20 protein-coding genes are annotated in these 22942 nt (G+C 63.7%); 9 read left to right on the top strand and 11 right to left on the bottom strand.

Annotated features, from left to right (window positions below; all coding sequences use genetic code 11):
* The first annotated feature begins 1 nt into the window (after nt 1).
* Nucleotides 2–1432 carry a M81 family metallopeptidase gene (locus ACI3KW_RS08825; RefSeq protein WP_404847753.1) on the top strand — a complete coding sequence of 477 codons (1431 nt, stop codon included), beginning with the start codon at nt 2–4 and terminating at the stop codon, nt 1430–1432.
* Here ACI3KW_RS08825 and ACI3KW_RS08820 read toward each other — a convergent pair.
* Genes ACI3KW_RS08820 through ACI3KW_RS08810 form a run of 3 tightly spaced genes read right to left on the bottom strand, consistent with a single transcriptional unit; the run spans nt 1429 to nt 4257 of the window.
* The gene (locus ACI3KW_RS08820; RefSeq protein ID WP_404847752.1) at nt 1429–2232 is read right to left on the bottom strand and encodes an ABC transporter ATP-binding protein; all 804 of its coding nucleotides are present in this window, start codon (nt 2230–2232) and stop codon (nt 1429–1431) included. The genes ACI3KW_RS08825 and ACI3KW_RS08820 overlap by 4 nt on opposite strands.
* A gap of 4 nt (nt 2233–2236) precedes the next feature.
* On the bottom strand, nt 2237–3271 hold the full coding sequence (locus ACI3KW_RS08815) for a FecCD family ABC transporter permease (protein ID WP_404847751.1): 1035 nt from the start codon (nt 3269–3271) through the stop codon (nt 2237–2239).
* Nucleotides 3268–4257, bottom strand: a complete 990-nt coding sequence (locus ACI3KW_RS08810; RefSeq protein WP_404847750.1) for a FecCD family ABC transporter permease — start codon at nt 4255–4257, stop codon at nt 3268–3270. The genes ACI3KW_RS08815 and ACI3KW_RS08810 overlap by 4 nt, the downstream gene beginning before the upstream one ends.
* A gap of 130 nt (nt 4258–4387) precedes the next feature.
* Here ACI3KW_RS08810 and ACI3KW_RS08805 point away from each other — a divergent pair, with 130 nt between their 5' ends.
* From ACI3KW_RS08805 to ACI3KW_RS08785, 5 genes are all read left to right on the top strand, one after another.
* A complete protein-coding gene (locus ACI3KW_RS08805; protein ID WP_404847749.1) occupies nt 4388–5308 on the top strand; it encodes an ABC transporter substrate-binding protein in 921 nt (306 codons plus the stop codon).
* Nucleotides 5309–5368: 60 nt separating this feature from the next.
* Entirely contained in the window at nt 5369–6286 is a 918-nt protein-coding gene (locus ACI3KW_RS08800) for an ABC transporter substrate-binding protein (protein ID WP_404847748.1), read from the top strand.
* On the top strand, nt 6286–7161 hold the full coding sequence (locus tag ACI3KW_RS08795; protein ID WP_404847747.1) for a sucrase ferredoxin: 876 nt from the start codon (nt 6286–6288) through the stop codon (nt 7159–7161). Before ACI3KW_RS08800 ends, ACI3KW_RS08795 begins: the two co-directional genes overlap by 1 nt.
* Before the next feature lie 225 nt (nt 7162–7386).
* Nucleotides 7387–8592 (top strand): efflux RND transporter periplasmic adaptor subunit, encoded by a 1206-nt coding sequence (locus ACI3KW_RS08790; RefSeq protein ID WP_404847746.1) that lies wholly within the window; start codon nt 7387–7389, stop codon nt 8590–8592.
* A 3-nt stretch (nt 8593–8595) separates the two neighbouring features.
* Nucleotides 8596–11727 carry an efflux RND transporter permease subunit gene (locus ACI3KW_RS08785; RefSeq protein ID WP_404847745.1) on the top strand — a complete coding sequence of 1044 codons (3132 nt, stop codon included), beginning with the start codon at nt 8596–8598 and terminating at the stop codon, nt 11725–11727.
* 3 nt (nt 11728–11730) lie between these two features.
* Here ACI3KW_RS08785 and mnhG read toward each other — a convergent pair whose 3' ends face one another.
* The 6 genes from mnhG to ACI3KW_RS08755 are packed head-to-tail and all read right to left on the bottom strand — an operon-like array spanning nt 11731 to nt 17755.
* Nucleotides 11731–12090, bottom strand: a complete 360-nt coding sequence (mnhG, locus tag ACI3KW_RS08780; RefSeq protein ID WP_404847744.1) for a monovalent cation/H(+) antiporter subunit G — start codon at nt 12088–12090, stop codon at nt 11731–11733.
* Complete coding sequence (locus tag ACI3KW_RS08775; protein ID WP_113121371.1) at nt 12087–12368, bottom strand: K+/H+ antiporter subunit F; 282 nt, start codon at nt 12366–12368, stop codon at nt 12087–12089. Before ACI3KW_RS08775 ends, mnhG begins: the two co-directional genes overlap by 4 nt.
* A complete protein-coding gene (locus tag ACI3KW_RS08770; protein WP_404847743.1) occupies nt 12365–12853 on the bottom strand; it encodes a Na+/H+ antiporter subunit E in 489 nt (162 codons plus the stop codon). The genes ACI3KW_RS08775 and ACI3KW_RS08770 overlap by 4 nt, the downstream gene beginning before the upstream one ends.
* On the bottom strand, nt 12850–14484 hold the full coding sequence (locus tag ACI3KW_RS08765; RefSeq protein ID WP_404847742.1) for a monovalent cation/H+ antiporter subunit D: 1635 nt from the start codon (nt 14482–14484) through the stop codon (nt 12850–12852). The genes ACI3KW_RS08770 and ACI3KW_RS08765 overlap by 4 nt, the downstream gene beginning before the upstream one ends.
* The gene (locus tag ACI3KW_RS08760) at nt 14484–14819 is read right to left on the bottom strand and encodes a Na+/H+ antiporter subunit C (protein WP_262170071.1); all 336 of its coding nucleotides are present in this window, start codon (nt 14817–14819) and stop codon (nt 14484–14486) included. The genes ACI3KW_RS08765 and ACI3KW_RS08760 overlap by 1 nt, the downstream gene beginning before the upstream one ends.
* Nucleotides 14819–17755 carry a monovalent cation/H+ antiporter subunit A gene (locus ACI3KW_RS08755; RefSeq protein WP_404847741.1) on the bottom strand — a complete coding sequence of 979 codons (2937 nt, stop codon included), beginning with the start codon at nt 17753–17755 and terminating at the stop codon, nt 14819–14821. The genes ACI3KW_RS08760 and ACI3KW_RS08755 overlap by 1 nt, the downstream gene beginning before the upstream one ends.
* Before the next feature lie 412 nt (nt 17756–18167).
* On the opposite strand from ACI3KW_RS08755, the gene ACI3KW_RS08750 reads away from it, so the two are divergent.
* From ACI3KW_RS08750 to ACI3KW_RS08740, 3 genes are all read left to right on the top strand, one after another.
* Entirely contained in the window at nt 18168–18359 is a 192-nt protein-coding gene (locus ACI3KW_RS08750; RefSeq protein ID WP_262170075.1) for a hypothetical protein, read from the top strand.
* Between the two features lie 453 nt (nt 18360–18812).
* Nucleotides 18813–19676 carry a flagellar motor stator protein MotA gene (gene motA, locus ACI3KW_RS08745; RefSeq protein WP_113121375.1) on the top strand — a complete coding sequence of 288 codons (864 nt, stop codon included), beginning with the start codon at nt 18813–18815 and terminating at the stop codon, nt 19674–19676.
* Nucleotides 19677–19688: 12 nt separating this feature from the next.
* Entirely contained in the window at nt 19689–20576 is an 888-nt protein-coding gene (locus tag ACI3KW_RS08740; RefSeq protein ID WP_404847740.1) for a flagellar motor protein MotB, read from the top strand.
* Here the strand turns inward: ACI3KW_RS08740 and ACI3KW_RS08735 are convergent.
* Nucleotides 20573–22186 (bottom strand): FGGY-family carbohydrate kinase, encoded by a 1614-nt coding sequence (locus ACI3KW_RS08735; protein ID WP_404847739.1) that lies wholly within the window; start codon nt 22184–22186, stop codon nt 20573–20575. The two genes, ACI3KW_RS08740 and ACI3KW_RS08735, sit on opposite strands and share 4 nt — an antisense overlap.
* 4 nt (nt 22187–22190) lie before the next feature.
* Nucleotides 22191–22919: an SDR family oxidoreductase gene (locus tag ACI3KW_RS08730; RefSeq protein ID WP_404847738.1), complete on the bottom strand. Its 729-nt coding sequence runs from the start codon at nt 22917–22919 to the stop codon at nt 22191–22193.
* Nucleotides 22920–22942: the final 23 nt, after the last annotated feature.

Below are 22942 nucleotides of genomic sequence, written 5' to 3'. Positions count from 1 at the left end.
GATGCGCATTGCCGTTGCCGGGCTGCATACCGAATGCAGCACCTATAATCCCGTGCTGGCGCGCGAGGCCGATTTTCGCGTGCTGCGCGGTCCCGGCATGCTCAAGGATGCCTATTTCGATTTCCTGACGCATTTTCCGGCCGAGTTCATCACCATTCTGCATGCCCGCGCCATTGCCGGTGGGCCAGTGGAGCGGGGGATTTATGAGCGCTGGAAGGGGGAAATCCTCGAGGGGCTGAAGCAGGCTTTGCCGCTCGATGGCGTGTACCTCGCCATGCATGGCGCCATGTTTGTCGAGGGGCTGTTCGACGCCGAAGGGGATTTCATTGCGGCGGTGCGGGCGGTGGTCGGGCCGGATGTGCTGATTGCGGCGAGCTATGACCTGCATGGCAATGTCAGCCAGCGCATTGTCGATAGCCTCGATATCTTTTCCACCTATCGCACGGCGCCGCATATCGATGTGCCGGACACGATGCGCCGGGCGGTGACCATGCTGGTGCGGGCGCTGCGGAGTGGGCAGCGGCCGGCGATCGTCTGGGCGCCGGTGCCGGTGCTGTTGCCGGGCGAGCGAACCAGTACACAGGACGAGCCGGCGCGCAGTTTTTATACCCAGTTGCAGGAGACCGAGGACCCGAGTGGCATCTGGGATGCTTCGTTCCAGGTCGGCTATGTCTGGGCGGATGAGCCGCGGGCGACGGCTTGCGCGGTGATTACCGGCACGGACCGGGCGGCCATGGAAAAAGCTGCCTCGGCTTTGGCGCAGAATTATTGGGATATTCGGAGCGAGTTCGTCTTTGGCACCAAAACCGGCAGTATCGAGGAATGTGTTGATTGGGCTGTGGCATCAGCCAGCAGGCCGGTGGTGCTGGCGGAGTCGGGGGATAATCCGACCGGCGGTGGCGTGGGTGACCGCGCCGAAGTGCTGGCGGCGCTGATTGTCAGAAATGCCCAAGGCGTGGTATTTGCCGGCATTGCCGATAAGGCGGCGACCGAGGCGGCTTATGCGGCGGGTGTTGGCAGCAAAGTCCAGCTCAAGATTGGTGGGAGTCTTGATCGCAGCAGCGTGCCGGTCACGGCGGAAGCCGAAGTGGTGTTCCTGCTGGAGACCAGTGAGGAGCGGTTGCGCGAGGCGGTGGTGCGGATTGGTGGCATTGATCTGGTGCTGACCGTGCGGCGGCGGCCATTTCACAATATTCCCGATTTCACGCGGCTGGGGCTTGATCCGCGGACGGCGAAAATTGTCGTGGTCAAATCGGGCTATCTGTCGCCTGATCTTGGGCCTATCGCCAATCCAAGCCTGATGGCGCTGTCGCCGGGCGTGGTGGATCAGTTTGTTGAGCGGCTGGTGCGCAAGCATAAGAGCGTGGCGCAATATCCGTTCGACAAGAATTTTTCGTACGTGCCAACGCCGGTCTGGTCGGCGCGGGCCTAGGCCGCAGCCGTGCTGCTCTGCGTCCGCAGGGGGATGCAGAGGGGGCGGCCGTGGACGGGGTCGGTGATAACCATGGATTGCACGTCGAAAACGCGGGCTATGGTGGCTTCGGTCATCAATTCCTCGGGCGTGCCGGAGGCGGCGATGGCGCCGTCGCGCAGGAAGACCAGGCGGTCGGCATAGCGGGCGGCCAGGTTCAGATCATGCAGGACGAGCACCACGGTGCGGCCGAAATCGGCATTGAGCTGACGCACGAGATCAAGGCAATCGAGCTGGTGGGCCATGTCGAGGTGATTGACCGGCTCATCGAGGCAGACGACGTCGGTTTCCTGCGCCAGCACCATGGCGATCCAGACGCGCTGCAACTGGCCGCCCGAAAGCGAGCCGAGCCGGCGCTTGCGTAGATGGGCGACGCCGGTGCCGGCCATGGCGCGGTCGAGCGCGGCAGCATCGTCGGCGCTCCAGGGCTGCATCATGGATTGGTGCGGATAGCGGCCGAGGCGGACCAGTTCTTCCACGGTCATGTCGTCGGGCGCTGACGGGCTTTGGGCGAGCAGACCAATCTGGCGGGCCAGCATGCGATCGTTGAGGGTGGAAATATCGACATCGCCGAGCCGCACCTGGCCGCCGCTGGGCTTATGCAGGCGGCGGATGGCGCGCAACAGCGTGGACTTGCCGCAGCCATTGGGGCCGGCCAGAACCGTGATCTTGCCCTTGGGGATGGGCAGGGAGAGTGCATTGAGCACGCTGACCGGGCCATAGGCGAGGCTGAGATTGTCGACCGAGATGCGGGGGTCCATAGCGCTATCCGTCATGGCGTTGCCTGCCCATCAGCAAGAAGAGAAAATAGGGTGCGCCGATGACCGCAGTCACCGTGCCGGCGGGAACTTCGATGGGGGCAAAGGCCACCCGGACGATGAGATCAGCCGCCACCAGCATGATGGAGCCGAGCAGGAAAGAGCCCACAAGGCCGGCATAAACATTGCGCCCCACCAGGAGGCGCGCCAGATGGGGCGCCATCAAGCCGATAAAGCCGACGCCGCCGACAAACGCGACCGACACGGCCGTCAGCGCGGCGGCGAGGGCGAAGATCAATATACGGAAGACCGGCAGATCGAGACCAACGCCGCGGGCGGAGACTTCGTCGAGATCGGCCGGGGGCAGTTTGCGGGCCGCGATCAGGGCGAGCAGCAGCAGCGGCAGCATGGCGAGGGCGGTGACCTGGATTTCGCTCCAGTTGATTTCGTTGACCGAGCCGGCAATCCAGCGTGCAGCCTGGCTGGTGCGATAGATGGGGCCGATCAGCATCATGACGATGGTGATGGCCTTGGCGACGGCGGCGATGGCAATGCCGAAGAGCAAGAGGCGGATAGCCGAGGAGGCTTGTCGGCCCGAGAGGATGAAGACCAGCGAGATGGCGGCCAGCGCGCCCAGGGTCGCGGCGACCGGCTGGTAGGCGATGGAGGTGACCAGCGCATTGGATTCGTCGGACAGCAGGGCCAGGAAAATGACGACGCCCAAGGCTGCGCCATCGATGACGCCCAGCACGCCGGGGGAGGCCAGCGAATTGCGGGTGATCTTTTGCAGCAGGAAGCCCGCCGCGGCCATGCCGCCACCGGCAAGGGCAGCGATGACGACGCGCGGCAGCCGCAATTGCAGCACGATCAGGTTCTGGGTTTTCTCGCCAGCGCCAAGGATGACCCTGGTCACCTGATCGAGGGGAATCCAGGTGGAGCCGAAGGCGACGCCGCTCAGCGCGAGCAGCACAAAGGCCAGCGCCATGAGGCCGAGAACCGCCGGTGCACGGGCCGGGGCGAGGTTGGAGGTGAGGCCGCTCATGCTGCCCTCCGCTTGAGCAGGACGAGGAGGACCACGCCACCTACCACGGCGGTGATGGCGCCGACGGGGGCTTCGACCGGGTAGATGATGAAGCGCGCGGCGACATCGGCCAGGGTCGCATAGATGGCGCCGAGCAGGGCGGCGGCGGGAATTTGCCGGGCATGGCGCAGGCCGACAAGGCGGCGTGCCGCATGGGGCACGACGAGGCCGACAAAGGTGACGGGGCCGGCCATGGACACGGCGGCGCCGGTGAGCAATGCGACCGAGACGAAACTGCCGCCACGCACCAGAGCCAGCGGCACGCCAAGGCTGGTGGCGGTGGAATCGTCGGCCTGCAGCGCATCCAGCGCGCGGTGCAGCAGCAACGCCAGGGCGGCGCCGATGAGGACGATGGGTGCGCCGGTCTGCGCCAGGGTCATGGGGCGATCGACAAAGGAACCCGAGAGCCAGAACAGCAATTGCTGCAGCTGGGCTTCATTGGTGGTGAGGATCATTTCGACGATGGAATGGCCAAGCCCGGCAATGGTGACGCCGATCAGCACGATGCGGATGGGTGACAGACCCCCTGCCCCGGCCGCGATGGCGAAAACCAGAAAGCTGGTCAGCAGGGCGCCCAAAGCTGCCGACATGGAAAGCCCGAGCAGCGAGCCGACGCCAAAAGCGGTGCTGGCAACCACGACTGCCAGCGAGGCGCCGGCATTGAGGCCAAGTGTGTCGGGCGAGGCGATGCGGTTGCGCGACAGGGTCTGCACGATGACGCCGGCAATGGCGAGCGCGGCACCGACCAGTGGCGCGAGGACCGCGCGGGGCAGCCGCAGATTGGAAATGACGACAGCGGTTTCCGAGCCGTCAAAGGCGAACAGCGCCTGCCAGACCTGGTCGAGCCCATAGAGCTTGAAGCCCAGCGTCAGGCTCATCAGCATGGCGGCGAGCAGGGCAATGACGAGACCCACCCAGATTGCCGGAAACGGCAGGGCGGCGGGCATGGGACGGGAAGAGGCCTGGGCGAGGTCGGACAGGGCAAAAGTCCAATAAGCTGATATTGACAGTCATACTAAATTCTGACTGTTTGCCCAGACCATTTTCTGATCCCTCATGTCAAGATTTAGGATTGTCATGTCCACTCTTCGCAACACATTCGCGGCGATGGCCTGCGCCGCCATTCTGGCACTGGCGCCGGGCGCCCTGGCCCGCGAAATCACCCACGCCATGGGCATAACCGAGGTGCCGGACAGCCCGCAGCGGATCGTCATTTTGACCAATGAAGGCACCGAAGCGCTGCTGGCCGTGGGCATCAAGCCCGTTGGGGCGGTGCAGTCCTGGGTGGGCAATCCGTGGTACGATCATATCGCTGATGACATGACCGATGTCACCGTGGTTGGCGAGGAATCCGCGATTAACCTCGAAGCCATTGCGGCGCTGCAGCCGGACCTGATCATCGGCAACAAGATGCGCCAGGAGAAGATCTACGATCAGCTCTCCGCGATCGCGCCGACCGTAATGTCCGAGCGCCTGCGGGGCGATTGGAAGGTCAATATGGCGCTTTACACCGAGGCGGCCGGCAAGGGCGCAGAGGGCAAGGCGGCGCTGGCGGCCTATGACGGCCGCATCGCCAAGATCGCCGCGGAAGCCGGTCCGCTGCTCGAGGAGAAAGTCTCGCTGGTGCGCTTCATGTCGGGCATGACCCGCATTTATTACAAGGACACTTTTGCCGGCCTGATCCTGAGCGAGATCGGCTTCAAGCGCCCTGCGTCGCAGGACAAGCCGGAATTTGCCGACGATGTGGGCAAGGAACGCATTCCCGATTTCGACGGCGATCGCCTGTTCTACTTCGTCTACGAAGTGGGCGACGGCGTTGCCGAGAAGGTGGCGGCGGAGTGGACCGCCGACCCGCTGTGGCAGAACCTGCCCGTGGTGAAAGCCGGCAAGGCCTATGCCGTTTCCGACACGATCTGGAATACGGCCGGTGGCGTCATCGCCGCCAACCTGCTGCTCGACGATGTCGAAAAGCATTATGGGCTGGCCTCCACCCGCTAGAAATCCCTGGCCATCCGCGGCACGCGGGTGGCCGTTTTTTATTCTATTTTGAGCTGACCCATGTTGAAGCGCCTGTTCTCCGCCGGCCTGATCGCCGCCCTGATGCTGTCGAGCGCGTCGGCGCGCGAGATTACCCACGCCATGGGCGTGACCGACGTGCCCGACCAGCCGCAGCGGGTGGTGATCCTGACCAATGAAGGCACCGAGGCATTGCTGCATCTGGGCGTAGTGCCGGTCGGGGCGGCGCAGAGCTGGGATGCCGATCCGTTTTACGCGCATCTGGTGCCACTGCTGGGCGATGCGATTTCGCTGGGCACCGAGACGGCGATCAATCTTGAACTGGTGGCCTCGCTGGAGCCTGATCTGATCATCGGCACCAAGGTGCGCCAGGAAAAAATATATGAGCAGCTTTCGGCCATTGCACCGACGGTGATGTCGGAAACGATCGGGGAAAGCTGGCTCAAGAATTACCAATTCTATGGCGAGGTGCTGGGCCTGGGCGACAAGGCGGCGGCAAATGTCGCGGCGCTGGAAACGCGGGCCAAGCAACTGGCTGCAGCCATTGGCGATGGCGTGAATGAAGAGATTTCGCTGGTGCGCTTCTCGCCGTCGCGCACCAGGCTTTATTTCCGCGGTAGTTTCCCCGGCGTGGTGCTGGACCTGGTGGGATTCAAGCGTCCGCCGGCGCAGGATCATCTCGAGACCTTCACCGAAGTGCAGAAGGAACGCATCCCCGAAATGGCGGGCGATCGCATTTTCTACTTCTCCTCGGACAACGACAATAGTGAGGACAAGGCCAATATGGACGAGTGGCTGGCCGATCCGCTATGGCTCAACCTCGAGGCGGTGAAGGCGGGCAAGGCGCAGCGCGTGGGCGAATTGGCGTGGAATGCCGGTGGCGGCATTTACTGCGCCTATATGATGCTGGACGATCTGGCTGATATCTATGGCGTGACTCTGCCGCCGCTTGGCCAGTAATGGTTCGCCTGTTCTGCACCGATCTGGCCATTGCCAAGGGCGAACCCCAGGAGGGCCTGGGCGCGCTGGCTGAACGGCATTTGTTCATCCGCTGGCCCAAGGGCAAATGGCGGCGGCCGCGCTATATGGCCGCCGACATGAGCGAGGCGCTGCAAGGCGCCATGAAGGCGAGCATGGGCCATGGCCGCTATGTCGGGCTGGTCGATAGCGGGAGCGGGTCGGAGCTGGAATTGTTGTCGTTCCCCGATGGGCGGCGCCATGTTCCGGCCGATCAGGCGGAAGCGGCCGCGCTGGTTATCGCATGGGGCGCGGGACAGGCGCTGCCGGGTGAGGTGTTCGCGCGGCAGGTGATTTTGTGCTGCACCGATGCCAAAACCGATGCCTGCTGCGCGCGTTATGGTTTCCCGGTCTACAAGGCGCTAGCGGCAAGCACAGATGCATTCGATGTGCTGCAATGCACCCATATCGGGGGCTGTCATTTTGCGCCTTCGGTGATCGTCATGCCCAATCGCGACCGCTATGGGCGGCTGACGCCGGCCGATGTGCCGGCCTTTCTCGATGCCCTGTCGCGGCGCCAATATTTCCTGCCGGCCTTCAAGGGGCGCAATGGGCTCGATGAAGCGCGGCAGACCGCCGAAATCGCGGCGATGCGCTGGGCCGAGGGGCATGGCTATGCCCAGGCCGCGGTGCAGTTGGATGAAACGGCCGATATTTCGGCCGATGACATGGATGTGCGGTTTAGTGTTGCGGGCATTGCGCTCAGCGTGGCGCTGACGCGGACGCAGTTCGACGTGCAGGGCAATTGCCGTGATATCGAGGCCGAGGCGTTCAAGCCGGTCGGGCGCTGGACCGTCAGCGCCGTCTTCGCCAGCTAATCTTGCGACTATTCCGCAGCGGACAAATCGCATTATAATCCTGATCGAAACGATCAGCCCGCCTGTATCAAGGCAGGACGCTGACATTGTAGTTTGCCGAGAGGAGGGTCCGGCGACGCGTCGGGCCGCAAGCTTGCCGACCGCTATTTCTGATCAGCCGATTTTTTGCCAACAGGCCAGCCATTGCACTGACGAGCCGGCCCATAAACCAGACGGTGTCCAGCCATGACCGCTCCCGCCGCCAAGCCCGAATGGGCACAGAGCAAACACGACAAAGCCAATGCAGCGCGGATCGCGGCCGGTGAGAAGCCGCGCCGCCGCCGCTGGCCATGGATATTGCTGGCGCTCGTGGTGCTGGCGATAGTCGCCTTCATCGCATTCAACACGCTGCAGCCGCCGCCCGAAGCGCCGGTGGAAACCGCTGCCGCCGAGACAGTGATGCAAGTGACCACATCCGAGGTCACCAGTGTGGCGCCTCAGACCCTGGCGCAGCAGGTCAAGGTCACCGGCTCGCTAGGACCGCAGCGGCAGACGCAGGTTGCCTCACAGGTTTCCGCGCGCGCCGTGGCCGTGATGGCGCGGCCGGGCGACGCGGTGCGCGAGGGCGATGTGCTGGTGCAGCTCGATACCGAGAGCCTGCGCATCCAGCTCGACCAGCAGACCAGCACGGCGGCCGCGACGCGGGCGCAACTGGTGCTTGCCGAAAGCCAACTCTTGCGCACCACCGATCTGATCGAGCGCGGCTTGACCGCCTCGTCGGGGCTGGAGCAGGCGCAATCGAGCGTTGATGCGCTGCGCGCCAATCTTGCGGCGCTTGAGGGTCAGGTGGAAGCGGCGCGCATTGGCGTGCAGAACGCCACGATCAAGGCGCCGATGGCCGGCATCGTTTCGGAACGCAGTGTCGAGCCGGGTCAGATGGTGGCGCAGGGCACGGCCGTTTTCACCATTGTCGATCTCACCACCATCGAGCTGACGGCGGCAGCACCGGTCAGCGCCGGGGCATTGGTCAAGCCCGGGCAGAGCGTTGCCGTATCGGTGGAAGGCATTGCCAATCGCACCTTCGAGGGCAAGGTGGAACGGGTCAATCCGGTGGCCGCCGCCGGTACGCGGACCATTCCGGTCTATATCACGCTGGACAATGCCGATGGGGTGCTACGCGGCGGCATGTTCGCGGTCGGCCAGATCACCGTGGTCGAACAACCCGATGCGCTGGCACTGCCCAGCGGGGCGGTGCGCGAGGATGCCGAGGGCTTTTATGTGCTCAAGGTGGAGGGCGATACTGTTGTTCGCCAGGGCGTGGAAAAGGGCAGCGAGTGGAGCGCCGGACGGCTGATCGAGATCACGTCGGGGATCAGCACCGGGGACGTCATCGTCACGGCAGTGCTGACCCAGCTGGAGCCGGGCGACCGCATCGAGATGGTGGAGAACTGATCCATGTTCCTCACCCGCATCAGCGTCAATCACCCGGTCTTTGCCACCATGATCATGGTGGCCATGCTGGTGTTCGGCATCTACTCCTACCAGCGGCTGCCGATCGAGCAATTGCCCAATATCGACTTCCCCGTGGTCGCGGTGGTGGTCAGCTATCCCGGCGCCTCGCCGGAGGCGGTGGAAAACGACATCGTCAAGCCGATCGAGGAGGCGGTGAATACGATTGGCGGGCTGGACAATATCCAGTCCACCTCGCAATCGGGCCAGGCCATGGTGCTCATCTTCTTTGATATGAGCGTCAATTCACAGGCCGCGGCGCAGGATGTGCGCGACCGGCTGGCAACGGTCGAGGCGGGCTTTCCCGACAATGCGGGCGATGCCCAGGTCTTGCGCTTCGATCCGGCCGAATTGCCGGTGATCTCGGTGGCGGTCAGCTCGCAAACGCTGTCGCCGCGCGACCTGACCGCCCTCACCGAGGACGTCATCGTCGCTCGGCTGTCCAATATTTCGGGCGTCGGTCGCGCCACCGTGGTGGGTGGGGTGCCGCGCCAGCTCAATGTGCTGGTCGATCCGGACAAGCTCAATGCGTTCAATGTGGGCGTCAGCCAGGTGATCCAGGCGCTGGACCAGGAGAACCAGAACCTGCCGGCGGGCTCGCTGACCCAGGGCAACCAGGTGCAGTCGATCCAGGTCGAGGGCCGGATCGAACAGGCCAATGATTTCCTCGACATCATCGTGGCGCGCCAGGGTGGCCAGGCGGTCTATCTGCGCGACGTGGCGACCATCGAGGATGGCCAGGCCGACATTACCAGCATGGCGCTGCTCAATGGCCAGCCGGCTCTGGCGATCGACGTGGTCAAGACGCAGGGCGCCAATACGGTCGGTGTGGCCGAGGATGTGCGCGCGGCGATCGCCCGCATGCAGGCCGACGAATTGCCGGACGATGTGCGGCTTGAAATCGTGCGCGACAATGCCGTGCCGGTGGAAGACTCCTTCCATGCGGTGCAGAACATGCTGATCGAAGGCGCGGTGCTGGCCGTGTTCATCGTCTTCCTGTTCCTCAATTCGTGGCGGTCCACCGTCATCACGGGGCTGACCCTGCCGATCTCGATCATCGGGGCGATGATCGTGCTGTATTTCCTGGGCTTCACGCTCAACATGATGACGCTGATGGCCCTGTCGCTGGCGGTCGGCATTCTGATCGACGACGCCATCGTGGTGCGAGAAAACATCATGCGGCACCTGCATGTGGGCAAGTCGCACCGGCAGGCGGCGCTCGATGGCACCAATGAAATTGGGCTCGCCGTGCTGGCGACCACGTTGTCGATCGTGGCGGTGTTCCTGCCCGTTGCCTTCATGGAAGGCATTTTGGGGCGCTTCTTCCTGCAATTCGGCGTCACGGTGTCGGTAGCGGTGCTGATCTCGCTGTTCGTCGCCTTCACGCTCGACCCGATGATGAGCAGTGTCTGGTATGATCCGGCGGCCCATCCCGATGCCAAGCGCGGCCCGATCGGCCGGGCGGTGGCGCAGTTCGATCGCTTCTTCCAGTGGATCGGGGAAGGCTATCGGGGCGTGCTGCGCTGGTGCCTCAAATTCCGCAAGACCACGCTAGCCATTGCGGTGGCTTCGTTTATCGGCACGTTCTTCCTGTTCCCGCTGGTCGGCGTGGAATTCGTGCCGGCGACGGATAATGGCGAATTCCAGGTCGATATCGAAACGCCGACGGGCTCGTCCATCGACTACACCGCCAGCAAGGTCCGGCAGATCGACGCGACGCTCAAGCGCTTCCCGGAAGTCGCGGGCACCTATGCCACGATCAATGCGGGCACGACGACGGGCGACAACAAGGCGACCATTGTCGTGACCATGGTCGAGAAGGCCGAACGCAGCCGCAGCCCGGTGCAGATGACCGAGCCGGTCCGCCTGGCGCTGCAGCAAATCCCCGGTGTGGAGACCAGTGTGGGTGCCGCAGGCGGGTTGGGCGGCGGGGTTTCGGCGCCCATTTCGATAATCATGTATGGCGACAATTTTACTGTGCTCGACCAATTGGCGCGGCAATTGATGGCCAAGCTCGAGGCGATCGACGGGCTGATCGACGTCAAATCCAGCCTCGACGATGCCCAGCCGGTGCTGGGCGTGCGGATCGAACGGGACCGGGCCAGCGATCTTGGCGTCAACCTGCAACAGATCGGCGCGACGCTGGGGCCGATGCTGGGTGGGGAGGAAGTGACCGACTGGACCGCTCCCAATGGCGATAATTACACCGTGACCGTGCGCCTGCCTGAATGGGCGCGTGACGATGTCGAAACGCTGGGTTCGCTCCCCATCACCCAGAGCGGGGCCACGGGCTCCAATGCCATGGTGCGGCTCGACCAGGTGGCGCAGATCGTGCAGTCGGAAGGGCCGGGGGAAATCCTGCGGCGGGACCTGTCGCGGCAGGTCAGCGTCACGGCCAACCTGTCCGGGGTCGAACTGGGCTCGGTGACGGCGGCGCTGCAGGCGGCGGTGGACAGTGTCGAGATGCCGGTGGGCTACCGCACCTCGATGGGCGGCGATGTCGAGGAACTGAACGAGACTGCAGGGGCCGCCGGATCGGCGCTGCTGCTGGCGGTGATCTTCATTTATCTCGTGCTGGCCAGCCAGTTCGGCAGCTTCCTGCAGCCCATTGCCATCATGGTGTCGCTGCCGCTGGCGTTGATCGGGGTGATGCTGGGGCTATTGGTGGGTGGCTCGACGCTCAACATGTTCTCGGCCATCGGCTTCATCATGCTGATGGGCCTGGTGGTCAAGAACGCCATCCTGTTGGTCGACAATGCCAACCAGCATGTGCGCGAAGGCTGGAACCTCTATGAGGCGCTGGTCGAGGCGGGGGCCACCCGTTTCCGGCCGATCATCATGACGACGCTGGCGATGATCTTCGGCATGCTGCCGCTGGCGCTGAGCCTGCATGAAGGCAGCGGGCAGAATGCGCCCATGGCGCACGCTGTGATCGGGGGGCTGCTGAGCTCGACGGCGCTGACGCTGGTCGTGGTGCCGGTGATGCTGACTTATATCGACAGCTTCTCCCACTTCACCCGTCGGTTCCTGCCCAAGGCGCCGGATGATAGCGAGGCCGGGCACGCGCCCGCGGAGTAGTGACTAGCCGTCGTCGCGCCCGAAACGTGACGGCGGCACCGCGCCCGTCCCCTCCTCGCGGTCGCGATAGAGGGCGGCGCGGGCCAGCAGCATCAGCGTTACCGGGGTGGTGACCGAGACGAAAATGAAGATCAGCACTTCATGCACCGACAGGCGCTGGCCGGTGATGGTGAAATAGAGCACTGAGCCGAGCAGGATGAAGCCCGTGCCCAGGCTGGTGCCCAAAGTGGGTGCGTGCACGCGTTCGTAAAAGCTGGAAAACCGCGCGAGGCCAATAGCGCCCACCAGGGTCAGGACGGCGCCGGCCAATACGCAGATACCGACCAGAATGGCCAGCCAGAGCGGCAGATCGTCGGGAATCATTCGATCACCTCGCCACGCATGAGGAATTTGGCCAGCGCCACTGTGCCGACAAAGCCGAGCAGGGAAATGATCAGCGCGACCTCGAAATAGACCGAGGTGCCATAGTGAATGCCGAAGACGACCAGCAGCAGCATGGCGTTCACATAAAGCGCGTCGAGGCTGACAATGCGGTCCTGGGCGCGAGGGCCCTTGATGACGCGGTAGATGGTGGCGACCATGGCCAGAGCCAGCATGACCTGGGCGGTCGTCAATGTCCAAAACAGGATCGCAGCGCTCATTGGAAAATCTCCAGCAGCAGCGCTTCATAGCGGTGCTTGATGGTGTCGATCCATGCCTGCTCGTCGATCAGATCGAGCACATGCACCAGGACGGTGCTGCCGACCGGATCATATTCCAGCCAGGCGCTGCCGGGCGTTGCCGTGACGATGCAGGACAGCACGGCGAGACCGCTTTTGTCCTTGAGCTCGAGCGGCAGCAGCAGGAAACCGGCTTTATGCTCGCCGCGCCGGCCGCGCAGGATGATGCCGGCGACGGCCAGATTGGAGCGGGCGACATCGGCCAGCACCAGAACGATCAATTTGATGATCTTGCCGGGGCGGCGGATTTTGGGCCGTTCGGGCTGCAAGGCCGCCATGGCGTGGGTGGCGCCAAAGGCGATCAGGCCGCCGAGCAGGATGTGGCCCAGGCCAAGCGATTGCTGCAGCAGCAGCCACATCAGCAGCAGGCCGACAAAGAGCAGCGGATAGGGCAGGACACGCTTCATGGCTTGGCCCCCAGATCGACCACGACGGGGGCGCCCAGCACATCGGCAATATAGCCGGCGGGGGCATGCAGCGCATTCGCGGCGGCTTCGAGATAGGTCATGATCGGGCCGGCCAGCACGACCATGACGACGCAGAGGCCGAGCAGGACGACCACCGGCAGGATCTCGATGACCCGCACGGCAGCCGGACCTTCGGCGACGGTCGCCCAGAAGGTGTTGATGCCGGTGCGGGTGAGGGCAATCAGCGCGGCAAAGCCGGAGAAGATCAGGAGGCCCGCCAACCACCAGGCCGAGGCGGAAATCTCGTTGACCGTCGCCAGCCCCTGCGGATTGAACATGGGCGAGATCATGGCGAATTTAGCGATGAAGCCCGACAGCGGCGGCAGGCCGGAGAGGACCAGCGCGCAGACGGCAAAACTGATGCCGAGCACGGCGAGCGCGCCGGGAATGACGACGCCGACCTCCTGCTCTTCGTCCTCTTCGTCATCGTCACCATAGGCTTCCATGGTGACAGCCAGAATATCGGCGCCTTCGACGCGGATGCGTTCGAGCAGCTCAACGAGGAGGAACAGCGCCGAGATGGCGAGGGTCGAGCTGACCAGATAGAACAGCGCGCCGCTGACCACCCCGGCATTGCCGAAGCCGATGGCGGCGAGCAGCGTGCCGGAGGACATCAGCACCAGATTGCCCGAGAGGCGCGCGGTGGACTGGGCGGCGAGGGCGCCGATGGCGCCATAGGCGATGGTGGCCATGCCGCCATAGAGCAGGAAAGCGTGTCCGAAGCCGGCCGAAACGCCGGCCTGATCCCCGAAGACCAGGAGGGACAGCCGTAGCACCGCATAGATGCCGACCTTGGTCATGATGGCAAAGAGCGCGGCGACCGGAGCGCTGGCCGCGGCATAGGTATTGGGCAACCAGAAGCCGAGCGGCCACATGCCGGCCTTGACCAGAAAGGCAATGCCCAGAATGCCGGCGCCGGCTTCGAGCAGGCCGCGATCGGCATCGGCCACATCAGCGACGCGGGCGGCGATATCGGCCATGTTGAGCGTGCCGGTGACGCCATAGATCAAAGCCGCGCCGATCAGGAACAGCGAGGAGGCAGCCAGGTTGATGGCGATATAGTGCAGGCCGGCGCGGACGCGGGCCGAGCCGGAACCATGCAGGGCGAGGCCATAGGAGGCAGCCAGCAACACTTCGAAGAAGACGAAGAGATTGAACAGATCGCCGGTGAGGAAGGCGCCGCACAGACCCATGAGCAGGAACTGGAACAGACTATGGAAGCTGGGACCGACGGCGTGCCAGCGGGCCAGCGAGAAGGCCAGAGCACAAAGGCCCAAAATGGCGGTCAGCAATACCAACAGCGCCGAGAGCCGGTCGGCGACGAGCACGATGCCGAAGGGCACGGGCCAATTGCCCAGCGGGTAGGTGGCGTTGCCGACCCCGCCCGCCTGCCCGGCTTCGGCGGCGTGACGCACCAGCAGGATGGCCAGGATCAGCAGCAGCACAGTGGAGGCGAAGTTGATCGCGGCTTTGACCGGGCGCAGCCGGTCATCGATGAACAGCAGGATGGCCCCGGTCGCCAGCGGCAACAGGATGGGCAGGATGACGAGGTGATCGAGCAGAAAATGCATCAGCGTTCCCGCCCGTCGACATGGTCGGTGCCGGTAAAGCCGCGGGCGGCCAGCAGCACGACGAGGAAGAGCGCCGTCATGGCAAAGCCGATGACGATGGCGGTCAGCACCAGGGCCTGGGGCACCGGGTCGGTGTAATTGGCAGGGTCGACCAATCCGCCCTCGACCACGGGCGCTGCGTCGATGCGCAGCCGGCCCATGCCGAAGATGAACAGATTAACCGCATAGGAAATCAGCGACAGCCCCACAATGACCTGGAAGGTGCGCGGGCGCAGCAGCAGCCAGACCCCGCAAGTGGTGAGCACGCCGATAGCGATGGCCAGGATCAATTCCATCAGCGGACCTCCTCCGGCTTGGGCGGGGCTTCCTCGCGCACCACGGCCGGCCGCCGCGAGACGCGGGGAGCGCGGACCGATTGGTGGGCGAGCGCAATCAGGATGAGGACGGTGGCGCCGACGACGAGGGTAAAGACCCCCAGATCAAAGATCAGCGCGGAGGCCATGGGCACCCGGCCGATAAAGGGGATTTCGGCATATTGGAATGCCGTGGTCATGAAGGGATAGCCGAACAGCCAGGAGCCAATGCCGGTGGCCAGCGCGATCAGCAGGCCCATGCCGATCCAGCGGATGGGCAGGATGCGCAGGCGTTCTTCCACCCAGCGGGTGCCGCCGGCCATATATTGCAGGATGAAGCCGATGGACATGATGATGCCAGCGGCAAAGCCGCCGCCGGGCTGGTCATGGCCGCGCATGAAAATGTGCAGCGCGAGCACGATGATGACCGGGAACAGCCATTGCATGATGACCGCGGGGATCATCAGGTATTCGTTGATCGTGTCGCCGGAATTGCGATCGGGACGTTGATCGTCGAAGGCGTTCTGGATGCGCTGCTGTTCGGGCTTTTCGATGGAATCCGAGGCCGGACGGAAGCGGCGCAAGAGGGCGAAGACGGTGAGCGCGACAATGCCGAGCACGGTGATTTCGCCAAAGGTGTCGAAGCCGCGGAAATCCACCAGCATGACATTGACCACATTGGTGCCGCCGCCCAGCTTATAAGAATTTTCGAGGAAGAAGTCGCCAATCCCCTGCCCTGCCGGCCGCGTCATGATGGCATAGGACATCAGCGCCATGCCGCAACCGGCAATGATGGCGAGGCCCAGATCGCGGATGCGGCGGAAGCGGGCCTTGCGCGAAAGCGTGTCGTCGCTATCGAATTCGACCCGCTTGGGCAGCCAGCGCAGGCCAAGCAAGATCAGCACCGTGGTGACGATTTCGACGAGCAATTGGGTGACTGCCAGATCGGGCGCGGAGAACCAGACAAAGGTGATGCAGGTGACCAGCCCCGCCCCGCCCAGCGCCACAAGCGCCACAAGGCGGTGGAACTTGGCCTGATAGGTTGCGGCAATGGCGCAGACAATGCCCACGCCCCAGACCAGCGCGAAGGCCGGATCGAATGGGGTGGGCGGCAGGGCCAATTGGCCCACACCAGCAGACAGGGGAATGGCAGCGGCCACGACGGCCAGGGTCACCAGCAAAGCCAGTTGCGGCTGCAGGCGGCGCGTGCCCAGCAATTTTTCCAGCGCCTTGGCCCATTTCCACGAAATGGTGACCAGCACGCGCTCGAAAATGCGCTGCCCCTTAAGATTGCGGATCAGCGGGGGGCCCTCAATGCCGCGCGCCAGATATTTGTAGAGCGCCAGATAGAGCAGCACGCCGCCGACCAGCGCGATGGCGCTCATGGCCAGCGGGATGTTGAAGCCGTGCCAGATCGAGAGACTATAATAGGGCGTGTCGGGACCAACCACCGAGACTACGGCCGCGGCAAGGAACGGCGCGATGGTGATGCCGGGAATAATGCCGACCAGCAGGCAGAGCAGTACCAGGATTTCGATGGGGCGGCGCATCAATGCAGGGGGCTCGTGCGGTACGCGGTCGAGCCCGGTCGGCGCGGGCCCGAAGAACACGCCATGCACGAAGCGCAGCGAATAGACGACGCTGAACATGCCCGCGATGGTGGCGCCGATGGGCAGGGCCAGATTGACGAAGGGATTGGCGTCGCGCAGGGCCGTTTCGGTGAAGAACATTTCCTTGGAGAGGAACCCGTTCAGCAGCGGCACGCCGGCCATGGCGGCGCTGGCGACCATGGCCAGGGTTGCGGTGAACGGCATGAAGCGGAAGAGGCCACTGAGTTTTCTGATGTCTCGCGTGCCCGTCTCATGGTCGATAATGCCGGCCGCCATGAAGAGCGACGCCTTGAAGGTAGCGTGATTGGCGATGTGGAAGATCGCAGCGACGGCGGCGAGCGGGCTGCTCATGCCCAACAGCGTCGTGATCAGGCCCAGATGGCTGATGGTGGAATAGGCGAGCAGGCCTTTGAGATCGGTCTGGAAGATGGCGATATAGGCGCCCAGCATCAGCGTGGTGAGGCCGGCGAAAGTGACGATCCAGAACCAGGCATCGGTGCCCGCCATGACCGGCCAGAACCGGACCAGCAGGAACACGCCGGCCTTCACCATGGTGGCCGAGTGCAGATAGGCCGAAACCGGGGTCGGCGCCGCCATGGCGTGGGGCAGCCAAAACTGGAAGGGAAATTGGGCGCTCTTGGTCAGGGCACCCAGCAGCACCAGCAACAGGGCTGGCACATAGAGCGGGTGCGATTTGATGAGATCGCCCGAGGCCAGCACGACATCGAGATCGTAGCTGCCCACGATATGGCCGATGATCAGCATGCCCAGCAATAGGCCCAGCCCACCCAGCCCGGTGACGGTCAGCGCCATGCGGGCGCCATCGCGGGCCTGCGCCAGGTGGAACCAATAGCCGATCAGCAGGAACGAGGTGATACTGGTGAGCTCCCAGAACACCACGAGCTGCACCAGATTTCCCGACAGCACCACGCCCAGCATCGAGCCCATGAAGGCGAGGAAGAACGCAAAGAAGCGCGGCACGGGGTCCTTGGGCGACATGTAATAGCGCGCGTAAAGCACGACCAGGAGCCCGACGCCGGTGATCAGCAGGCAGAACAGCCAGGCAAAACCATCGATGCGGAAAATGAGATTGAGGCCAAGCTCGGGAATCCAGGAGATTTCCTGGCGCAGCACGCCGCCATCGGTGACTTGCGGATACAGCCAGATGGTAACGGCGAGGCCAAATATAGCGACAGCGGCGGAGAGCCAGGCTTCGGCATTGCGCGCAGATTGCGGCAACAGGGCCGCCACAAGGCTGGCAATGAAGGGCACAACAACAATTGCGATCAGGAATATCGAAGACGCCATTGTCGCGTGGCACACTCATGAAAAAGGTGGATGGGACGGCTCTGGGGCCACAGGTTCTTGTTTCGCCTATGAATCTACCGCCGCGCAACTCCCAAATTTGTCGCGGCCGGTTTTTCTTTTGTGCGGCGCGGCGCCATAAGATCGGAGCAAGATTGCGCTTACCTTGCAATGCACCGGCTGGCGGCGCATAATCGGGGACGTTTTCAGCCATCATTGGCGACCTGATCCTGCCGGCATGCCGGTTGTTTGGCGATCCTTAAAACTTGCGAACGTTCTCGACCCCGCAGTGCATCTTGCCGCGGGGAACCTGCCGGGCATTCCGGCGCGGCCCTGGCAAAGCGCCATGGGCCAGCCGATCGTCACACACAGCGCTGCGGGTAGCCGCACGGCACCCATTGGAGTCCAAGCCGACATGCACAAATTCAAGATCGGTGAGGTCCTCGACCTTCTGCCCAGCCATGGCAGCAGCTCGCGCCGGGCCGGGGAATGCAAGATCGTCGCCCTGCTGCCCTTTGAAGGCCACGTCGTGCAATACAAGGTGCAGGCCAAGACCGAGAGCCATCTGCGCATCGTCAGCGAGAGCGATTTGCGGCCGACCCAGTAGGCCTCAGGACCAATCGACATTCAGCTGATGCTGGCCTGCAAATGGCGGCTTTCTGCGCTTCCGGTGCTCACGTACGAAAGTACGCTCCGCTCCGGTTCTCGAAAACCGCCACTTTCGGCTCAGCCTGAACCGAATATCGACTGGTCCTCCCGCCTGCAGAAAATGCAGATATACGGGATATTAAGCCCAATCATCCGATAGTGGCCCTCGGGCCGGTTTAAGCGCGCCCATATTGAACTGGGCGGGCCTGGCCTTGCCGCGTTTTGCGACATGTCAGGTAGCCACGACGATTGCGCCGCGGGCGATTGGTAAAATTGCGCGCGGGGATTTGGGGAAATGCAATTCATTTGACGGCTAGCTGACAAGCGCGTTGCGGGGCATCGGCCAAAATCCTGCTCACACATGCGCATCGCGACCCCTCGGGTGAGTTTCTGAGAGTGAGTTACTGATCGAATGCGCCTCATTATCGGCATCGTTATCGTCATCGGCAGCGTGCTGGGTGGATTTGCAGCCATTGGCGGCCACATGGCCGTGCTGTTTCAACCGTTCGAGTTCGTGATCATTCTGGGCGCGGCGATCGGCGCCTTCATCATCGGCAATACCGGGCCGGTGCTGAAGCAGACGCTGGGCTCGCTCGGCACCCTGTTCAAGGGCGCCCGCTATAACAAGGCGGCCTATGTGGAGCTGCTGGGCATGCAGTTCACCCTGTTCAAGCTGATCCAGGCCAAGGGCGTGCTCGCCATCGAGCAGCATATCGAAAATCCGCGTGAATCGACGCTGTTCAACCGCTTCCCCACTTTTGCCGGCAATCACCATGCGGTGGAATTTGTCTGCGACTACATGCGCATGGTGACCCTGGGCACCAATAATGTGCATGAAATGGAAGCGCTGATGGATGAGGAACTCGAGACCCATCATCAGGAACGCCATCGGGTGGTGGGCGCCGTGCAGGCGCTGGCCGACGGCACGCCGGCTCTGGGCATTGTCGCGGCCGTTTTGGGCGTGATCCACACCATGGGCGCGATCAGCGAGCCGCCCGAAGTGCTGGGCCATATGATTGGCGGCGCTTTGGTGGGCACGTTCTTCGGCGTGTTCGTGGCCTATGGCTTTTTTGCGCCCTTCGCCCAATCGCTGCGCAATATCTACGAATCCGAGGACAAGTATTTCCTGTCGCTCAAGACGGGGCTGTTGGCCCATGTCGCCGGCAATCCGCCGGTCATGGCGATCGAATTTGCCCGCAAGATGCTGATGTCGGAAAATCGGCCGACCTTTGCCGAGGTGGATGCCGCAACGGCCGCCCTGCCGGCGGCGATCTAGGCGGAGACATAAATGGCCGATTACAGCAACCGCCCGATCATCATCAAGAAGGTCAAGAAGGTCGCGCACGCCCATCATGGCGGGGCCTGGAAGATTGCCTATGCGGATTTCGTGACCGCGATGATGGCCTTCTTCCTGCTGCTCTGGCTGATCAGCATGACGACGCCCGAGCAAAAGCAGGGCCTGGCCGATTATTTCGCGCCGCCCAATATCAGCGCCAGCACCAGCGGCTCGGGCGGGGTGATGGGCGGCACGGCCATGGACAGCGCCGGCGCACAGATGTCGGGCAGTATCTCGACCGAGGCCAAGGCCGATGCGCCCAAGCCGCAGGACAACGTAGAGAACGGCGCCGAGGACGCGGCCAGCAAGAGCCAGGCGCAGGCCGATATCAAGGCCAGCCAGAGCCAGGCCTTTCACAGCGCCGCCGCCAGCATCAGGCAGGCCTGGCAGGCTATGCCCGACATTACCGAGATTGCCGACAACCTGCTGGTCGAGGAAACGCCGGAGGGGCTCAATATCCAGATCGTGGATCAGGAAGGCCGTCCGATGTTCCCCGAAGGCTCGAAATTTCCGTTCGAGCTGACGCGCAAGGCCATCGCGGCCATCGCCCCGATCCTGCAGCAATTGCCCAACCAGATCAGCATTTCCGGACATACCGCGGCTGGCGGCGTGTTCAGCAATCCGCGCTATGGCCCATGGGATCTGTCCAGCGACCGCGCCAATGTGGTGCGCTCGATCCTGAGCGAATTCGGGCTAGCCGATGACCGTATCGAAGCCGTCACCGGCCGTTCGACCTCGGACCCGTTCTTTCCCAACGATCCCTATATGGCGGCCAACCAGCGGGTGAAGATCACCGTGCTGTATGACGCGCCGCCGGTGCCGCCGGATATGGCGTTTTAAGAAGCGGTCTGGCGGATGGTTCGTCCGACCTGCTGGAGTGCGGCGAAGGCTGTCAGTCGGCGTTCGTGCCACGCTGCAAGACCAGGATTGGGCTGATAGTTTTCCCCGATTTCCGACATGGCGTGCATGGCGGCGCCGATATCGGCATAGCGCCCGGCGGCCACCGCGCCCAAGATGGCGGAGCCCAGCAGCACCGGTTCTTCGGACTGCGTTGCAGCCACGGTGATGCCGGTGGCGTCGGCTAATATCTGGCGGACCAAGGCGCTCTGGCCGGCGCCGCCGCTGATGACGATGGTGTCGATTTCGGTGCCCTGTTCGGCCATGGCGGCAAGTATCTGGCGGACGCCGTAACCCAGACCGCTTATACCGGCGAGATAGAGGCCCATCAGGCTATCCAAGCTGCGGTCCATGCCCAGCCCAGCGATCAGCGCCTTGGCTTCGGGATCGGCAAGGGGCGAGCGATTGCCCAGGAATTCGGGCACGACATGGATGTCGCCAATCAGCGCGGGTGCGGCTGCGGCGCCGGCCCGGCGCTGGGCTTCTTCGGCTAGCCAGGCGACCAGCGACAGACCAGCGGATGCGGCGATCCGGCTGGCTTCGGGCGCGGCGGGATGGAATTGCACCAATTGTTCGATGGCGGCGCCGGCGGCTGATTGCCCGCCTTCGTTGAGCCAGAGGCCCGGCATCATGGCCGAATAATAGGGCCCCCAGACGCCGGGGACGAAGCTGGGCTCGGCGGTGGTGGCCATGGTGCAGGCCGAGGTGCCGAACACATAGGCCATGCGCGATTGCACATCGCCGGCCCCGCCCCGCGCGCCGACCGTGCCAATGCCGCCGGCATGGGCGTCGATCAGGCCAGCGCCGACGGCAATGCCTGACGGAAGACCCATAGCCTCAGCTGCGATAGGTGACAGCCCCTGCCCTAGTGCTGTGCCGCCCGGCACGACTTCAGTGCCGATACGGGCAAAGCCTTCAAGAGCAAGACTGCCGAGGCCAATGGTCTCGAAATAGCCAGCCTCCCAACGGCCTTCATGGCCCAGATACGTCCATTTGCAGGTCAGCGTGCAGATCGAGCGCACCAGGCTTCCCGTGGCGCGCCAGGTCAGATAGTCGGCCAGATCGAAGAATTGCCAGGCGGACGCAAAAGTCTGCGGCATGTGCTCGGCCAGCCAGAGCAGCTTTGGGGTTTCCATTTCGGGCGAGATGGTGCCGCCGACATAGTCGAGCACCTTGTGGCGCGTGGCATTGATGCGCTCGGCCTGGTCGAGGGCGCGGTGATCCATCCAGACGATGATGTTGCGATTGGGATCGCCGGAGGCACCGACGGGCAGTGGCTGCCCGCCGTCGCCCACAACCACGAGCGAACAGGTGGCGTCGAAGCCGATGCCATGGATGGAGGCGGGATCGATGCTCGCCAGTTCGACCGCCTCGCCGATGCTGGCGCAGACGGCTTGCCAGATATCCTCGCTCGATTGCTCGGCAATGTCGCCGGCTTCCAGATAAAGCGCGATATTGTGCTTGGCCGAGGCCAGCATAGTGCCATTGGCGTCGAACACCCCGGCCCGGGCGCTGCCGGTGCCGACATCGACGCCGATAAAGTGCTCGGCCATGTTTTTAGAGATCCGTGCTGTGGGGCAGAATGACGAGGTCGCGGATGGTCACGTTGCGCGGTCGCGTGAGCATGAACATGACGGCCGCCGCGATCTCGGTCGGCTCGATCAGCCCGCCTGCGGCGAGGGTTTCATCGAGCTTTTCCTTGGGCCAATCGCTGAGCAGAGCCGTCACCACCGGCCCCGGCTGCACCGCGCCGACGCGGATGCCATGCTTGAACACCTGGCGCCGCACGGTATGCACGAAGGCCTGCACGGCATGTTTGGAGGCGGTGTAGATGGGCTCCCACACCACCGGCACCATGCCGGCAATCGAGCTGGTGACGATGATGTCGCCCGTCTTGCGCTCGACCATATGCGGCAGCACGGCGTGGACGGTCCGGAACACGGCATTGATATTGAGGTTGAGCATGCGGTCCCAGGCGTCGGGGTCACCATCGACCACCTCGCCGCCGATATAGGAGCCGGCATTGGCGTGGAAAATGTCGAGCTTGCCGGCTTTTTCGAGGATAGCGGGCATCATGCCGGCGACGCTCGTCGACTCGGTCAGGTTGACCACAAGCGGGATGGCGTTGGGGCCAAGTTCGGCGCAGATCTCGCGCAGCCGCTCTTCGGCGCGATCGACGAAGAACACCTGAGCGCCCGCCCCCACCAGGGCCTTGGCGCATTCCAGCCCGATCCCCGAGGCGGCGCCGGTAATAGCGGCGACTTTTCCTGACAAATCCTGGTCCATTTTCGTGTCTTTCAATGCTTTGG

The sequence above is a fragment of the Devosia sp. ZW T5_3 genome (genome assembly GCF_044987315.1).
GTDB lineage: Bacteria > Pseudomonadota > Alphaproteobacteria > Rhizobiales > Devosiaceae > Devosia.
This window is presented reverse-complemented; position numbering and strand designations above follow the sequence as displayed.

Excerpts from the sequence above, each read along its gene's own strand:
- ACI3KW_RS08770 (WP_404847743.1), bottom strand. The coding sequence starts at position 12,853 with ATGAAGCGTGTCCTGCCCTATCCGCTGCTCTTTGTCGGCCTGCTGCTG.
- ACI3KW_RS08760 (WP_262170071.1), bottom strand. The coding sequence starts at position 14,819 with ATGGAATTGATCCTGGCCATCGCTATCGGCGTGCTCACCACTTGCGGG.
- ACI3KW_RS08815 (WP_404847751.1), bottom strand. The coding sequence starts at position 3,271 with ATGAGCGGCCTCACCTCCAACCTCGCCCCGGCCCGTGCACCGGCGGTT.
- ACI3KW_RS08785 (WP_404847745.1), top strand. The coding sequence starts at position 8,596 with ATGTTCCTCACCCGCATCAGCGTCAATCACCCGGTCTTTGCCACCATG.
- mnhG (WP_404847744.1), bottom strand. The coding sequence starts at position 12,090 with ATGATTCCCGACGATCTGCCGCTCTGGCTGGCCATTCTGGTCGGTATC.
- ACI3KW_RS08755 (WP_404847741.1), bottom strand. The coding sequence starts at position 17,755 with ATGGCGTCTTCGATATTCCTGATCGCAATTGTTGTTGTGCCCTTCATT.
- ACI3KW_RS08750 (WP_262170075.1), top strand. The coding sequence starts at position 18,168 with ATGCACAAATTCAAGATCGGTGAGGTCCTCGACCTTCTGCCCAGCCAT.
- motA (WP_113121375.1), top strand. The coding sequence starts at position 18,813 with ATGCGCCTCATTATCGGCATCGTTATCGTCATCGGCAGCGTGCTGGGT.
- ACI3KW_RS08740 (WP_404847740.1), top strand. The coding sequence starts at position 19,689 with ATGGCCGATTACAGCAACCGCCCGATCATCATCAAGAAGGTCAAGAAG.
- ACI3KW_RS08810 (WP_404847750.1), bottom strand. The coding sequence starts at position 4,257 with ATGCCCGCCGCCCTGCCGTTTCCGGCAATCTGGGTGGGTCTCGTCATT.
- ACI3KW_RS08825 (WP_404847753.1), top strand. The coding sequence starts at position 2 with ATGCGCATTGCCGTTGCCGGGCTGCATACCGAATGCAGCACCTATAAT.
- ACI3KW_RS08800 (WP_404847748.1), top strand. The coding sequence starts at position 5,369 with ATGTTGAAGCGCCTGTTCTCCGCCGGCCTGATCGCCGCCCTGATGCTG.
- ACI3KW_RS08795 (WP_404847747.1), top strand. The coding sequence starts at position 6,286 with ATGGTTCGCCTGTTCTGCACCGATCTGGCCATTGCCAAGGGCGAACCC.
- ACI3KW_RS08735 (WP_404847739.1), bottom strand. The coding sequence starts at position 22,186 with ATGGCCGAGCACTTTATCGGCGTCGATGTCGGCACCGGCAGCGCCCGG.
- ACI3KW_RS08765 (WP_404847742.1), bottom strand. The coding sequence starts at position 14,484 with ATGCATTTTCTGCTCGATCACCTCGTCATCCTGCCCATCCTGTTGCCG.
- ACI3KW_RS08775 (WP_113121371.1), bottom strand. The coding sequence starts at position 12,368 with ATGAGCGCTGCGATCCTGTTTTGGACATTGACGACCGCCCAGGTCATG.
- ACI3KW_RS08820 (WP_404847752.1), bottom strand. The coding sequence starts at position 2,232 with ATGGACCCCCGCATCTCGGTCGACAATCTCAGCCTCGCCTATGGCCCG.
- ACI3KW_RS08730 (WP_404847738.1), bottom strand. The coding sequence starts at position 22,919 with ATGGACCAGGATTTGTCAGGAAAAGTCGCCGCTATTACCGGCGCCGCC.
- ACI3KW_RS08790 (WP_404847746.1), top strand. The coding sequence starts at position 7,387 with ATGACCGCTCCCGCCGCCAAGCCCGAATGGGCACAGAGCAAACACGAC.
- ACI3KW_RS08805 (WP_404847749.1), top strand. The coding sequence starts at position 4,388 with ATGTCCACTCTTCGCAACACATTCGCGGCGATGGCCTGCGCCGCCATT.